12 protein-coding genes are annotated in these 13601 nt (G+C 73.0%); 6 read left to right on the top strand and 6 right to left on the bottom strand.

Translation table 11 applies throughout. The annotated features are described in order from the left end of the window. Positions 1–109: 109 nt before the first annotated feature. Positions 110–475, bottom strand: coding sequence for a hypothetical protein (locus ABTY04_RS25175; RefSeq protein ID WP_352215646.1), 366 nt, complete (start codon positions 473–475; stop codon positions 110–112). A 564-nt stretch (positions 476–1039) separates the two neighbouring features. On the opposite strand from ABTY04_RS25175, the gene ABTY04_RS25180 reads away from it, so the two are divergent. Next, positions 1040–3124: a SpoIIE family protein phosphatase gene (locus ABTY04_RS25180; RefSeq protein ID WP_352215647.1), complete on the top strand. Its 2085-nt coding sequence runs from the start codon at positions 1040–1042 to the stop codon at positions 3122–3124. 91 nt (positions 3125–3215) lie between these two features. On the opposite strand, the gene ABTY04_RS25185 is transcribed toward ABTY04_RS25180, so the two are convergent. Both ABTY04_RS25185 and ABTY04_RS25190 read right to left on the bottom strand, forming a co-directional pair. Beyond that, positions 3216–4091: an ATP-grasp domain-containing protein gene (locus ABTY04_RS25185; protein WP_352215648.1), complete on the bottom strand. Its 876-nt coding sequence runs from the start codon at positions 4089–4091 to the stop codon at positions 3216–3218. 114 nt (positions 4092–4205) lie between these two features. Further along, positions 4206–4649: a nuclear transport factor 2 family protein gene (locus ABTY04_RS25190; protein WP_352215649.1), complete on the bottom strand. Its 444-nt coding sequence runs from the start codon at positions 4647–4649 to the stop codon at positions 4206–4208. Positions 4650–4750: 101 nt separating this feature from the next. Here ABTY04_RS25190 and ABTY04_RS25195 point away from each other — a divergent pair, with 101 nt between their 5' ends. Then, on the top strand, positions 4751–5320 hold the full coding sequence (locus ABTY04_RS25195) for a PadR family transcriptional regulator (protein WP_352215650.1): 570 nt from the start codon (positions 4751–4753) through the stop codon (positions 5318–5320). Beyond that, positions 5307–6092, top strand: a complete 786-nt coding sequence (locus ABTY04_RS25200) for an SGNH/GDSL hydrolase family protein (protein WP_352215651.1) — start codon at positions 5307–5309, stop codon at positions 6090–6092. The genes ABTY04_RS25195 and ABTY04_RS25200 overlap by 14 nt, the downstream gene beginning before the upstream one ends. A gap of 19 nt (positions 6093–6111) precedes the next feature. Here the strand turns inward: ABTY04_RS25200 and ABTY04_RS25205 are convergent, their stop codons facing one another. The 3 genes from ABTY04_RS25205 to ABTY04_RS25215 form a co-directional block, all read right to left on the bottom strand. Continuing rightward, positions 6112–6780, bottom strand: a complete 669-nt coding sequence (locus ABTY04_RS25205) for a low temperature requirement protein A (protein WP_352215652.1) — start codon at positions 6778–6780, stop codon at positions 6112–6114. Positions 6781–7121: 341 nt separating this feature from the next. Next, positions 7122–7829 (bottom strand): aspartate/glutamate racemase family protein, encoded by a 708-nt coding sequence (locus ABTY04_RS25210; protein ID WP_352215653.1) that lies wholly within the window; start codon positions 7827–7829, stop codon positions 7122–7124. A gap of 485 nt (positions 7830–8314) precedes the next feature. After that, positions 8315–9172: a class I SAM-dependent methyltransferase gene (locus ABTY04_RS25215; RefSeq protein WP_352215654.1), complete on the bottom strand. Its 858-nt coding sequence runs from the start codon at positions 9170–9172 to the stop codon at positions 8315–8317. Between the two features lie 128 nt (positions 9173–9300). Between ABTY04_RS25215 and ABTY04_RS25220 the strand changes: the two genes are divergently transcribed. The 3 genes from ABTY04_RS25220 to ABTY04_RS25230 all read left to right on the top strand — a co-directional run bounded on the left by ABTY04_RS25220 (position 9301) and on the right by ABTY04_RS25230 (position 13527). After that, a complete protein-coding gene (locus ABTY04_RS25220) occupies positions 9301–9891 on the top strand; it encodes a TetR/AcrR family transcriptional regulator (protein WP_352215655.1) in 591 nt (196 codons plus the stop codon). A gap of 78 nt (positions 9892–9969) precedes the next feature. After that, positions 9970–11106, top strand: a complete 1137-nt coding sequence (locus tag ABTY04_RS25225; RefSeq protein WP_352215656.1) for a permease — start codon at positions 9970–9972, stop codon at positions 11104–11106. Between the two features lie 87 nt (positions 11107–11193). Continuing rightward, positions 11194–13527, top strand: coding sequence for a HelD family protein (locus ABTY04_RS25230; RefSeq protein WP_352215665.1), 2334 nt, complete (start codon positions 11194–11196; stop codon positions 13525–13527). Positions 13528–13601: the final 74 nt, after the last annotated feature.

Genomic DNA, 13601 nt, shown 5'->3' on the forward strand with positions numbered 1-13601 from the left:
CGCACGGCGGAACACGCGTTGTGCCCGGCGTGGCGGAAAAACGCGCAGAACAGCAGCCTTCCGGGGCCACCGGGGCGGCGGATCCGGAAGGCTGCGAACGGGTGCTCGGTTACGGCCGGTTGAGGGTGATGGAGTTGATCGGCCCGAGGTCGGCGTAGACGCCGGTCCCCTCGGCGATGGGCGAGCCGCAGCCCGCGCCGTTGTAGCCGGTGCACAGGCTGGCGGTGGCTCCGCCGTACTGGTTGTTGAGGACCCAGTGATTGCCGTACTGGTTGCTCAGGTTGTGGGCTCCGTAGCTGTAGAAGATCTGGCTCGGCTTGACGGCCGGGTTCTGGTTCTGCGGGTAGATGCAGACCGCCCCGGACGGACAGCCCGCCCAGTCGTCGGCGGGCCTGGCGTCGGCCGCGCCGGCCAGTGCCACGACGGCTGCGGCGGCGGTCGCGAGCGCAGCGGCGCCGCGGATCATCTTGCGCATGGTGTCCCCCTGTTGGGTTGCCTCGGTGCTGACGCCTTCAGCCTTGCCCGGCTGCCCGCGGGGGTCGACGGGTTTCCTGTTGCCCGTCGCGGGGACGGCCGGGAAACCGGCCGTGACCTGCCCGCTCGCGAGGCGGGGGGCAACCCGGCGGAGGCCGTCCGGGGCGCGACGGCGAAGCCCGGGGCCCCGACGGCCGGGCCGGGGCCTGCGGCCACCGCGTGACGGGCTCGGCCCGGCCGCTGCGGCGCCCGCCCGGCCCGGTGCCGGTCCGGCCCGGTGCCCGCCCGGCCCGGTGCCCGCCCGGCCCGGTGCCCGCCCGGCCCGGTGCCGGTCCGGTCCCCGCGACGGGCCTCTCGTCCTGGACGGCGGTGCGACCGGGCCCGCCGCCGTCCCGTGCCCGTGCCTGCCTGCGGCTGCAGTGTCACCCGTAGTCACCGGGCGGCTCCCGGACACCGCAGGTGATGTCCTCTTCCCCGATGGCGGGCAGAATTGAGGGGCAGCCCGTGTCCGCCGCGCGGGCTCCGGCCAGCCGCGCGCGAGCCGTGCGCAGAAGGGGGCCTGCCGATGCCATCGGACCGGCTGGGGGGCGCGGAGGAACCCGGCCCGATCCGGTCCGAACCGGGATCCCTGCTGGAGCACGTGGTGGTGGCGGTCTTCGGCATCGACGACGAGGACCAGGTCTGCTACTGGGGCCCCGGAGCGCGGCACCTCTTCGGCCACGAGACCCAGGCGGTGCTGGGGCGGCCCGCTTCCGCCCTCTTCCCCGAGCCGCCCCCGGGGAACGGTCCCGGCTCGGCCGCGCGCCTCGTCGAGCGCGCCCGCGTCCTCGGCTACTGGCGCGTACGGCTGCCCGCGCTGCACCGCGACGGCACGGTGTTCGACTGCGGCTTCCGCGTCTTCCCGATGACCGGGTCCACCGGCCGCTCCGTGGTCCTGGGACTGGCCAGCCGGGGCGACGAGCTCGACCGGGTGAAGACCAACCTGACCTTCCTCGACGCCCTCTTCGAGACCTGCCCGATCGGCCTGGTCATGCTGGACGAGGAACTGCGCTACGTCCACCTCAACCAGGCCCTGGCCGACATGGACGGGGTCCCGCTCGACGAGCACCTGGGCCGCCCGGTGGCGGACATCATGATCACCTCGGACGGCGGGGAGTACCAGCGCATGCTCCGGGCCGTGGCCGAGGGCGGCGGGCCCGTCATCGGCACCCTGGTGGGGCTGCGCACACCGGGTCACCCGGACCGCGACCAGGTGCGCTCGGTCAGCTTCTTCCCGCTCAGCGGCGCGGGTGACACCCGGCGCGGCGTGGGCGGACTGCTGCTGGACGTCACCGACCGCGAGCAGGCCATCCTGGAGGCGACGGCGGCCCGCCGGCGCCTGGCCCTGCTCGACCGGGCCGCGGCCCGCATCGGCACGACCCTGGACGTGAACACCACCGCACGCGAGCTGGTCGAAGCGGTGGTCCCGGATTTCTGCGACGCCTGCGTCGTCGAACTCGTGGAGTGGATGGACGAGACCGTGGCGTTCGACCCGGCGCTGCCCCTGGCCACCCGGCGGATCGCGTCCGGCACCACGCTCCCCGAGCCCGCCGTGGAACTGGTGAGCGGCCTGGAGAAGGTCGCGTACCCGCCGGGCTCCAGCGTCCACGAGATGGTGAGCACGGGCCGCCCGCTCTGCGTCACGGTCGACGAGGAGTTCGTGACCCGGAGCGTCGAGCAGCAGTACCGCGCGCGGCTGCTGCTGGAGAGCGGGGTGGCCTGCATCCTCATCGCACCGCTCGTCGCCCGCGGCACGGTACAGGGCATCACGATGTTCGGCCGCTCCGCCGCCCGCCCGGCCTTCGCCGAGGAGGACCTCGGCCTCGCCGGCGAACTGGCCTCCCGGGCCGCCCTGTGCCTGGACAACGCCCGGCTGTACAGCACGGTCAGGGACATCGCGATCACCCTCCAGCGGGCCCTGCTGCCCAGCGCCCCCGCCGCCGGCCCCTACGTGGACATCAGCGTCCGCTACCTGCCCGGAAGCCGCGTCACCGAGGTCGGCGGCGACTGGTACGACGCGACCACCCTGCCCGGCGACCGGGTCGCCATCGTCGTCGGCGACGTGATGGGACACGGCGTTCCCGCTGCCGCGGCCATGGGCCGGCTGCGGATCACCGCGAAGACGCTCGCCCGGCACACCGCGGAGCCCGCCGCCCTGCTCGAAGAACTCGACGTCTGCGCCCAGGAGGCCGGCATCGAATGGGCGACCTGCCTGTACCTGCTGTACGACCCCCACACCGGCAGCGCCCGCATCGCCAACGCCGGCCACCCCCCGCCCCTGGTACGCCACCGGGACGGGACCGTGCACACCGTCGGCGACGTGCTCGGAGTCCCGCTCGGCGTGGGCGGCGTACCGTACCGGTCGGTCGAGGTCGAGATCCCCGAGGGCGCCACCGTGGCCCTGTACACCGACGGCCTCATCGAAGCCCGCGGCCACGACATCGACACCGGCGTGGACGCGCTGCGCGAGCAGCTGCGGGCGCCCCTGGGCTCGCTGGAGGAGGCAGCCGACCGCATCCTCGCGAACCTGCTCCCCGACCCGGCGACCGACGACACGGTTCTCGTCCTCGCCCGGGTCAGCACGGTTCCCGGCCGTGCGCCGGCAGGATGACGGCCCGCGGGAACCCTGCCTGCCCGTCGCCGCGGACGTCGGACGGCGTGCATCCGGCGCCCGCCGGTGACCGACGGGAGGCCCGGCCGTACTAGCCGGCCGCGGCGCGCTCGTGGACGAGGTCCGTGAAGCGCCGCAGCCCGTGCTCGCTGTGACCCGTGAAGAGGTTGGGTTCCACGAGCTCCACCTCCATCACGACGGGCGAACCGTCGTCCGCCGACGCGATGTCGATCCGCGCGTACAGCAAGGCGTCCGACCCGGGAACGGCCCCCAGCGCCGCCTCGGCGAGGGCCAGTTCGGCCGCGGACGGCCGGTGCGGCACCAGATCGGGATGCGGCACGCGGTCGTTGTCGACGACCCCGACATCGGTCAGCACCGGCCCCTTGCGCATCGCATGGCTGAAGTCACCGCCGAGGAAGACGAGGGCCCGTTCGCCCTCGTCGATCCGGGACAGGTACGGCTGCACCATCGCGGTCGATCCGGCCGCGTGGAGTGCCGCGATGTGCCCGGCGGCCAGGTCGTGGTGCTGTTCCGCGTACCGTGCGGTGTCGCGGGCGCCGGCCGACACGGTCGGCTTGACGACGAACTGGCCGTGTCCGGGCAGGACGACGGCCTCGCCGGGGGCGATGAACCGGGTCGGTACGACGGGGACGCCGCGCCCGGCGAGTTCCCCGAGGTAGCGCTTGTCGGTGTTCCAGCGCACGATCCCGGCCGGATTGTCGAGCCGCGTGACGCCCTGCACCCCGTCGGCCCAGGCCAGATACTCCGGCCACCGCCCGGCGTACTCCCAGGTGGACCTGATGACCACGGCGTCGCACTGCGACCAGTCGAAGCCGGCCGCGTCCCAGGCCGCCGCCACGGCGTCGACACCGCGGGCGCGCAGCGCCTCGATCATGGGCGGCAGGTCGGCGTCCCAGGCCAGCCCCATGGCCGACGTGGCCAGCGCCACTCGGGGGGTGACGGTCATCCGCAACTCCTCGCTTCTCCTGTTGCTTCCCGGGCCGCCTCGCCCGGGGTCTCGACGCGGGCAGGACGCCCGCTCGTCCCGGGCGTGCGTACGATCGCCTGCCGCCTCGCGAGCCTAACGAGTGGCAGACCCCTCGGCCGGAGCCGGGGCCAGGCCGTCGGCCACCAGCCCGGCGAGGACCGCCCGGCCCAGGGCGTGCACCGCGGACTGCGGCCTGACCATGACCGTGAACTCCTTGATCCGGCCGTCGTCGGCGAGGTGCAGCAGGTCGATGCCGTGGATCGCCTTGCCGTCCACCGTCGCCCGGAAGAGCAGGATCTGCGACGGGGACACGGAGCCGTCGGCGCTCGTCTCGGCGGTGCCGGCGTACTGCCCCACGTAGCGGAAGTCCTCGAAGGTGCGCAGCAGCACCCCGAAGAGCCCCAGCACCATCGGCCGGCCCTCGAACGGCGTGAACTTCACGGGGCTGTACAGGCGGACGTCCTCGGTGAACAGGTCTTCCAGGGCGGCGATGTCACGGCTGTCGACGGCGGCGCGGAAGCGGTCTGCTGCGGTCACGGCTTCTCCCTGATACTCGGCTACTCATCAATGTGATTAGTCAGTTTCTTGAGTATCATGCGGAAGGTGTCCGTGGACAGGGGCGAGAAGGAGGCGATCCGATGGCTTTGCGCCACGCCGTACTGGCGGCGCTGCTGGACGAGGAGTTGAGCGGGTACCAGCTGGCCAAGGCCTTCGACCTCGGTGTGGCGAACTTCTGGCACGCCCTCCCGCAGCAGCTCTACGCCGAGCTGGCCCGGCTGGAGAAGGACGGGCTGATCGCGGGCCGGGAAGTGGTCCAGGACAGCCGGCCCAACAAGCGCCTGTTCACCGTCACCGACGCCGGCCTCGCCGAGCTGGAGGAGTTCACCGCCTCCTCCGCCAAACCCTCCTCCATCCGCGACGACCTGGTCGTCAAGGTGCAGGCCGCCGACCACGTCGACACCGCGACGCTCGTCGCACAGCTCGCCGAGCGCGCCGCCTTCGCCCGGGCCAAGGCCGAGCTGTTCGGCGGTCTGCTGCGCACGATGCGCGGCGACCGCGCCGAGGAGGACTTCCTCCGGCACGGCGAGCGCGTCGGCCCCTACCTGACCTGCCTGCGCGGTCTCGCCTTCGAGCAGGGCAACCGCGACTGGTGCGAACGTACGATCGCGGTCCTGCAGGAGCGGGAGGCGGCCCGTGCCGGGCACTGAGCAGCAGTACCTGCGCTACGTCGCCCTGGGCGACAGCCAGACCGAAGGCGTCGGAGACGGCGACGACACGACCGGTCTGCGCGGGCTGGCCGACCGGCTCGCCGAGCAGCTCGCGCTCCACCATCCCGGCCTGCGGTACGCCAACCTGGCCGTCCGCGGCCGGCTGGCCGGGCAGGTCCGCGCCGAGCAGCTCGCACCGGCCCTCGCCCTGCGCCCCGACCTGGCCACCGTGGTCGCCGGGGTCAACGACGTGCTGCGTCCGCGGTTCGACGCCGACGAGGTCGCCGGCCACCTGGAGGCGATGTTCGGCGCGCTCACCGCCCAGGGAGCCCGCGTTGCCACGGTGACCTTCCCGGACCTCGCCCGGATCACCCCGCTCGCCCGCCCGCTCGCCCCGCGGGTGAGCGCCCTCAACGACCGGATCCGCGCGGCCGCAGGCCGCCATGGCGTGGTCGTCGTCGAGACGGGCCGCCATCCGGTGGTCACCGACCCCCGCCTGTGGAGCCCGGACCGGCTGCACGCGAGCCCGCTCGGCCACGAGCGGATCGCCGCCTCGCTCGCCCACGCCCTCGACCTGCCGGGCAGCGACGACTCCTGGACGCATCCGCTGCCCCCTGCCCGGGGGGCCTCACCCACGGTCCTCGCCGAACTGCGCTGGGCCGTCGCGTTCCTGGGGCCCTGGCTGGGCAGACGCCTGCGCGGCCGCTCCTCCGGGGATTCCCGTACGGCCAAGCGCCCGGACCTCCTCCCCGTGGAGCCGGTCGCACCGTAGGGCCGCGGACGAGGGCGGGTCAGGGCGCGGGTGCGGCCGCGAGGCGGCGGCGAAGCATCCTGCGTGCGTAGAGCAGGTGCGCGATCGCTTCGGCGGCCAGCAGCAGGACGACCGGCCAGGGCGCGAGGTGAACGGCGCCCCAGGCGACGAGCAGCGGGATGCCGATGCCGGGAACGGCCCAGACGGCGACGGAGGCTGGCGGGCGGCCGTAGCGCAGGGCGATGCCGGCGTGGGCCGCGTGGCAGAGGGCCAGGCCGCCGGCCAGGACCCACGCCGCGCCGGTCGGCAGATGGGCGTGGCCGGCTTCGTCGACGGCGGTGGCCAGGCCCGCGGCGATGCACAGGACGCCCGCGGTCACGAAGAAGTGCAGGAAGCCGCCGACGTCGCGGGCGAGGACGTAGGCCTCGCGGTCACCGGCCTCGGCGAGCATCAGCTCGGCCGCGGTCGAGCCGAAGTCGAAGTACGACCACCAGAGCGCGGCGAGCAGAACGAAGCCGAGGACGCCGACGACCCCCGCCCGCAGGGTCCAGGTGTGGTCGGCGGAGGTCACCAGCGCGATGACGGATTCGCCGAGCACGATGATGACGGACAGCCCGACCCGCTCCACGATGTGCCCGGTGTCCAGGCGGCCGGGGATCCCGCGGCCGCGCGCGGTGAGCAGCAGGGCCATCTCGGCGGCGATGAGCACAGCGCGGGACGCGCAGGGGCTCGGGGTACCTGGTGGCCGGCGACCACAGCCCGAGCAGCACCAGCCGGGTGCCGGCGTACCCGAGGGCATAGACGGACCCGCGGTCCGTGTCGGCCTCGGGCACGGCGCAGTGTGCCCATGCGCCCGCCCGGGTCCGTGCAGCCGCGCTCGCGGCCTGCTTTCTCGTACGGCCTCACGGTATGGCACCGGGCCGGAGGCCGCCCGGCTGCGTCACCACCGGCGCGGGACGTGCACCACCACCACCTCGTCGCCGCCGGACGGATGACGGAGCGCCGAAGGACGGCACGCGGCGGCTCGGCCCATTGCGGGCACCGATGGACTCACATCGATCGCCCGGCGGCCGGCAGTGCCGCCGCGACCGCGGCCTCGGCGTGGATCCGTGCGGTGGGGAAGACCGGCACGGGGCAGTCGGCAGCGCCGATGAGCAGCTCGATCTCGGTGCAGCCCAGGATGATCCCCTGGGCGCCGGCGGCGACGAGGTCCTCGATGACGCGCTGGTAGGCGGCGCGCGAGTCCTCGCGGACGATGCCCAGACACAGCTCCTCGTAGATCACCCGGTGGACGAGTGCGCGCCCGTCGGCATCCGGGATGCACACGTCGAGTCCGCCCGCCGCGAGTCGGCCGCGGTAGAAGTCCTGCTCCATGGTGAACGCGGTGCCCAGCAGGCCGACGCGGGTCAGGCCCGCGGCCTTCACGGCGTCCGCGGTGGCGTCGGCGAGGTGCAGGAGCGGCACGGAGATGCCTGCCTGGACGCGGTCGGCGACTTTGTGCATGGTGTTGGTGCAGATGAGCACGAGATCGGCACCGGCCGCCTCCAGCCGCTGGGCGGCCGCCGTCAGCACCTCGCCGGCCTCCGCCCACCGGCCCTCGGCCTGGAGCCGCTCGATCTCCGCGAAGTCCACCGAGTACAGCACGCAGCGGGCCGAATGCAGGCCCCCGAGCCGGTCCCGGGTGAGCTGGTTCAGCAGCCGGTAGTACTCGGCCGTCGACTCCCAGCTCATTCCCCCGAGCAGTCCGATCGTCTTCATGGCGGCACCCCAGAGTGGCTCGGGCGGCGCACTTCGGACACGGCGCCACCACATCTATAAGTGCGCACGGTAGCACCTTCATTCATCCATAAGGATTGCTTTGATGTGCTCTCGGGGTGGCGCGGGCCGCCGGAACCGGACGGTTCCCGGCGGCCCGCGCCCCCGGGGCTGACCGCGGTCGCGGTCAGGACCCCGCGGAGCCTTCCCGCATGACGTCCTGAAAGGCCGTCATGCACGGCGCGCAGTGGTGGTCCGTTTCGGCGTTGCCTCCCGGCTGGAGGGGGCGTCCGCACAAGGTGGCCGTGCGGTCACGGGCGACTACGTGCCATACGAGGCCGGACCCTGTGGCCGCCTCACCGACCTGCATTTCATACATGAGAGTGCTCCATGTGGTGGACAGCTCTTGTACCCACCAAAGCAGTGCGCGGCGCGGGAAGCCTGACGGGTGAGCCGTCCGGGTGACGCGCGGGGCGGCGCCCCAAGTCCTACGCGGGCAGGTCCGGACGGGTGGCGGTGACCAGCCGGGCGGCAGCCCGCAGGTACACGCCGTCGGGCCGTGCGAAGGCCTGCATGGCGGTGGTGAGCGCCGCCCCGGCGCGCTCGGCGGCGTCCGGCGCGAGCCCGCTCAGGAGGAACCGGACGGGGCCGGAGCCGAGCAGGAAGTCCGCCGCGTCCCGGGCGTCCCGCCCCCAGTGCTGGAGTGCCTCCACGTGGGTGACGGCCGGGGGCTCGAAGCCTGCGGCGGTGAGGACGTCCCGGACGCGGGCCGGATCGGCGAGGGAGAACATGCCCGGCCCGGTGCCGGCGGCGGTGAAGTCCGGCACCGGCGCCTCATCGGCCATCGCGCCGAGCACGGTGGCCCACTCGGTGCTGCCGGGGTCGGCCGGTGCGACGAAGGCCAGGCGGCCGCCGGGACGCAGGGCGCGGCGGATGTTGTCGAAGGCGGCGACCGGGTCGTCGAAGAACATGATCCCGAACCGGCTGATCGCCACGTCGAAGCCGCCCGGCGGGAAGGCGTGGGCCTGTGCGTCGCCGCGGCGGAACTCCAGGTGCCCGAGCCCCTCCTCGGCGGCGAGGCGGCGGGCCGTGAAGAGTTCGGGCTCGGAGAGGTCCAGGCCGAGCACCTGCCCGCGAGCCGCCCGCCGGGCGGCCAGCCGGGAGGTCTGTCCGGCCCCGCAGCCGATGTCCAGCACCCGGTCGTCGGCTCCGACCGCGGCGGCCTCCAGCAGCGGCTGGTTGAACCCGGCGTTCACGGCGTTCCAGCGGTCGTGGTGAGCGGCCCAATGCTCGCCGTCAAATCCGTTCCAGGCCTGATCCTGCTGGGTGTTGACGATGTCCCGCATGGTGCTCTCCCCGTTGTCGGCGCCGCTCGGGCGACTAGTATGGGCGTCTGCCCATACAGTATGGGCAGACGCCCATACGTGCCACAGGTCGGGCGGAATCCGTGTTCGGAGTGTCGGAAGGGGCAGCCGTGTCGCCACGGGGCGTAGCGATCGAGGGAGTGCGGGACCGGCTGTTCGAGGCCGCGGAACGCCTGCTGGCCCGGGAAGGTCCGGGCGCCCTCACCAGCCGGGCCGTGACCGGCGAAGCCGGATGTGCGAAGGGCCTCCTCCACAACCACTTCGCGGACTTCGACGAGTTCGTGGCCCACCTGGTGCTCCGCCGGTTCCGGCTGCTGGCGGCCGCGGCCGAGGCCCTCCCCGCACAGGCCGGGCTCCGTACCGTCGCCGAGAACATGACCGCAGGCGCGCTGGCCCTACTGGACGCGCACGGCCCCGCGTTCGCAGCGCTCGCTCTGGCACGCCCCGCCGCCTCGGCCCGCATCCAGGAGGCCTGGCGGCAGGGGGAGCCGGGTCTGGACTCCATCGAGGCGTCCTTCGCCGCGTACCTGCGGGCCGAACAGCACCTCGGGCGGCTCCCGGAGACGGAGGACTGCGGGGCCCTGGCCCTCGCGGTCGTCGCCACGGCCCATCACCTGCTCATGACCGCCCGACCGGGCGCGGCGGACCCGCGCGAGCGCCTGCGCGGTCTCGTCGCCGCGCTGGCGAACCGGAAGGAATGATTGCGCGCGTCGGCCGCCCCGGTCGTCCGGATCGGCCTAGGGTGGCGCCCCGCGGCCACGGAAGAAGGCTGAGGGGCCATGGATGCGATCCTGCACGCACTGTCCATCACCGGCGCGATGACCTGGGAGATCACCTGGGCGCTGATCCTGGGGTTCGCCCTGTCCGCCGTCGTCCAGGCCGTGGTGCACAAGTCCACGATCGTCTCCCTGCTCGGCGACGACCGCCCCCGGACGCTCGCCGTCGCCGCCGGGCTCGGGGCGGCGTCGTCCTCGTGCTCCTATGCCGCCGTGGCACTCGCGCGGTCGCTGTTCCGCAAGGGCGCCGACTTCACGGCCGCGATGGCCTTCGAGATCGCCTCCACCAACCTGGTCGTCGAACTCGGGGTGATCCTGGCCCTGCTGATGGGGTGGCAGTTCACCCTGGCGGAGTTCACCGGCGGCCCGATCATGATCATCGTATTGGCGGTGCTGTTCCGGCTGTTCCTGCACGAAGGGCTGCTGCGCGAGGCCCGCGAGCAGGCGGACCGCGGGCTGTCCGGATCGATGGAGGGGCACGCGGCGATGGACATGTCCGTACAGGGCGGGGGCTCATTCGCCCGGCGGCTGCTGTCCGGGGCGGGCTTCACCTCGACCGCGCACATCTTCACCATGGAGTGGGCAGCGATCCTGCGCGACCTGGTGGCCGGCCTGCTCATTGCGGGGGCCATCGCCGCCTGGGTGCCGGATTCCTTCTGGCAGTCCTTCTTCTTCGAGGGCCATCCGGTCGCGTCGAAGCTGTGGGGCCCGGTCGTCGGCCCTGTGGTGGCGATCGCCTCGTTCGTCTGCTCCATCGGCAACGTCCCGCTCGCCGTGGTGCTCTGGAAGGGCGGTATCAGCTTCGGCGGCGTCGTCTCGTTCATCTTCGCCGACCTGCTGATCCTGCCGATCCTCAACATCTACCGGAAGTACTACGGGCGCAGGACGACCCTCTTCCTCCTCGCCACCTTCTACCCCGCCATGGTGGCCGCCGGCTACGCCGTGGAGTTCGTCTTCGGCGCGCTCGGCCTCATTCCCGACCGGGAGGACGCGAAGATCCCCATGGAGGGGGTGAGCTGGAACTACACGACCTGGCTCAACATCGTGTTCCTCGCGCTCGCCGCGGCCCTGCTGTGGAGGTTCTTCCGTACCGGCGGGCGGTCGATGCTCCGGATGATGGGCGGCGCACCCACCCGGTAGCACCCCGGGCGCCGCGATACGGAAAATACCCCGGACCAATTGACGGCCGGGGTATTCGTCTGCGTATATTTGACGTTTCGCGCCCTGATGAATGCAGGGTGTGAAGAAGCTTTACGGGGACATCGTATCGGGTCGGGAGTGGAATTGTCAACCGTGGAATTCCGTAATGAGCAGCAATTCATCGACGGGCTCTATGCGCGCCTGGACGAACTGCGTGACCAGGCCGAACATGCCGTGCAGCGGGCGCTGGCCGGGGCGGGGAGCGGGCTTCAGGCGCGGCTGGAGAGGGATGTGCTCGTCGCCGAGCAGTCCGGTCTGCTTTCCGCGCTGAACACGGGCGAGAACGGATTGTGTTTCGGTCGCCTGGAGTTCTCCGACGGACATGACCACCACATCGGCCGCATCGGAATCAGGCAGGACGACGCGGACCGCACCCCCTTGGTCCTCGACTGGCGGGCCGAGGTGGCGCGCCCGTTCTACCTCGCGACCGGGCACTTTCCCATGGGGCTGCGCCGGCGCCGCCACATCACCACCCGCGGGCGGGAGGTCACGGCCCTGCACGACGAGATCCTCGACCTCACCGACACCGAGCGCACGGGCCACGAGGGCGCGGACGCGGACGCCGTGCTGCTCTCCGCGCTCGACGCCGCCCGCACGGGCCGCATGCACGACATCGTGCAGACCATCCAGGCCGAACAGGACCGCATCATCCGCTCGCCCCACCGCGGCGTCCTCGTGGTGGAAGGCGGTCCGGGCACCGGGAAGACGGCCGTCGCCCTGCACCGGGCCGCCTACCTCCTCTACGCACACCGCGAACTGCTCGCCAAGCGCGGCGTGCTGATCGTCGGACCCAACCCGGCGTTCCTCGGCTACATCGGCGAGGTGCTCCCCGCCCTCGGCGAGACCGGCGTCCTGCTCTCCACCCTCGGCGAGCTGTTCCCCGGCGTCCGGGCGACCGGAACCGACCGGCCCGGCGCCGCCGCCGTGAAGGGCCGCGCGGACATGGCCGAGGTCCTCGCCCGGGTCGTACGCGACCGGCAGGCGCTGCCGGAGACCGTACCCGCCGGCAGCGGCGAGGACAGCGCCGTGCTCCCGGAACCGGCCCTGGAGATCGACCACGACGACTACGGCACCCTGCTGCTGGACCGGACCATGGCGCACGAGGCCCGGGACCGGGCACGGGCCACCGGGCTGCCGCACAACCTGGCCCGCCCGTACTTCGCGTTCCGCGTCATCGACGCCCTCACGCAGCAGCTCGCCGACCGGCTCGGCGCCGATCCGTACGGCGGCCCCAACCTGCTGGGCCCCGACGACATCGCGCAGCTCGGCAAGGAGGTCGCCACCAGCGCCGAGGTGCACGCCGCGATCGACGGCCTCTGGCCGCACCTCACGCCCCGGCAGCTGATCGCCGGCTTCCTCGCAGACCCCACGCATCTGCCCGTCCACGAAGCCGAGTTGATCCGGCGCACGACGGGCGACTGGACACCCGCGGACATCCCGCTGCTCGACGAGGCCGCCGAGCTGCTCGGCGTGGACGACAGCGCGCAGCGCGCCGCCGAGGAGCGGGAGCGGCAGGAGCGCATCGCGTACGCGCAGGGCGTCCTGGACCTGTCCCAGGGGTCCGAGAGCTACGAATTCGAGGACATGGAGAACGAGTTCCTCGCCGCGCACGACATCATCGACGCGGAGCGGATGGCGGAGCGGCACGAGGAGGCGGACCACCGCAGCGCCGCCGAGCGCGCCGCTGCCGACCGCACCTGGGCCTTCGGACACGTCATCGTGGACGAGGCGCAGGAACTGTCCGAGATGGCCTGGCGGTTGCTGATGCGGCGCTGCCCCACCCGTTCCATGACGCTCGTGGGCGACCCGGCCCAGACCGGCGACGAGGCGGGCTGCGGCTCGTGGAAGCGGATCCTGGACCCGTACGTCGGCGACCGCTACGAGCTGGTGCGCCTCGGAGTCAACTACCGTACGCCTGCGGAGATCATGGATGTCGCGGCCGCCGTGCTCCGCGCCCGCCACCCCGGATTCGAGCCGCCGAGCTCGGTGCGGTCCACGGGGCGGCGGCCCTGGGTGCGGGCGACGGACGACCTGGCCCGCACGGTCGCGGACGCGGTGCGCGGCGCTGCTGCGGCCGAGGGCCGCGGCGGCAGGCTGGCGGTGATCGCGCCGCGCCCGCTGCACGGGGCACTGGCCGCCGCGCTGCCCGGCGTCACGGCGGGGGAGGAGCCGGACCTCACCCGTACGGTCGTCCTGCTGGACCCGCGCCAGGCCAAGGGGCTGGAGTTCGACTCGGTGATCGTCGTGGAGCCCGCCGACCACGAGCCGAGCGACCTCTACGTCGCCCTGACCCGGGCCACCCAGACCCTCGGGGTGGTCCACACGGGCAGGCTCCCGGAGGGACTGGCCGAGCAGCCTTAGCCGCGGGGGCGCTCTTCCTGCCGACGGACAAGCAGGTGGAGGGCGGCGGGATGGTCGGTTCCAGTCAGCAGCTG

It is taken from the genome of Streptomyces sp. NPDC097981 (assembly GCF_040302565.1).
GTDB lineage: Bacteria > Actinomycetota > Actinomycetes > Streptomycetales > Streptomycetaceae > Streptomyces.

What these genes read in the sequence shown, in the direction of transcription:
- ABTY04_RS25175 (WP_352215646.1), bottom strand. Translation starts at nt 475, where the DNA reads ATGCGCAAGATGATCCGCGGCGCCGCTGCGCTCGCGACCGCCGCCGCA.
- ABTY04_RS25180 (WP_352215647.1), top strand. Translation starts at nt 1,040, where the DNA reads ATGCCATCGGACCGGCTGGGGGGCGCGGAGGAACCCGGCCCGATCCGG.
- ABTY04_RS25185 (WP_352215648.1), bottom strand. Translation starts at nt 4,091, where the DNA reads ATGACCGTCACCCCCCGAGTGGCGCTGGCCACGTCGGCCATGGGGCTG.
- ABTY04_RS25195 (WP_352215650.1), top strand. Translation starts at nt 4,751, where the DNA reads ATGGCTTTGCGCCACGCCGTACTGGCGGCGCTGCTGGACGAGGAGTTG.
- ABTY04_RS25210 (WP_352215653.1), bottom strand. Translation starts at nt 7,829, where the DNA reads ATGAAGACGATCGGACTGCTCGGGGGAATGAGCTGGGAGTCGACGGCC.
- ABTY04_RS25215 (WP_352215654.1), bottom strand. Translation starts at nt 9,172, where the DNA reads ATGCGGGACATCGTCAACACCCAGCAGGATCAGGCCTGGAACGGATTT.
- ABTY04_RS25225 (WP_352215656.1), top strand. Translation starts at nt 9,970, where the DNA reads ATGGATGCGATCCTGCACGCACTGTCCATCACCGGCGCGATGACCTGG.
- ABTY04_RS25230 (WP_352215665.1), top strand. Translation starts at nt 11,194, where the DNA reads ATGAATGCAGGGTGTGAAGAAGCTTTACGGGGACATCGTATCGGGTCG.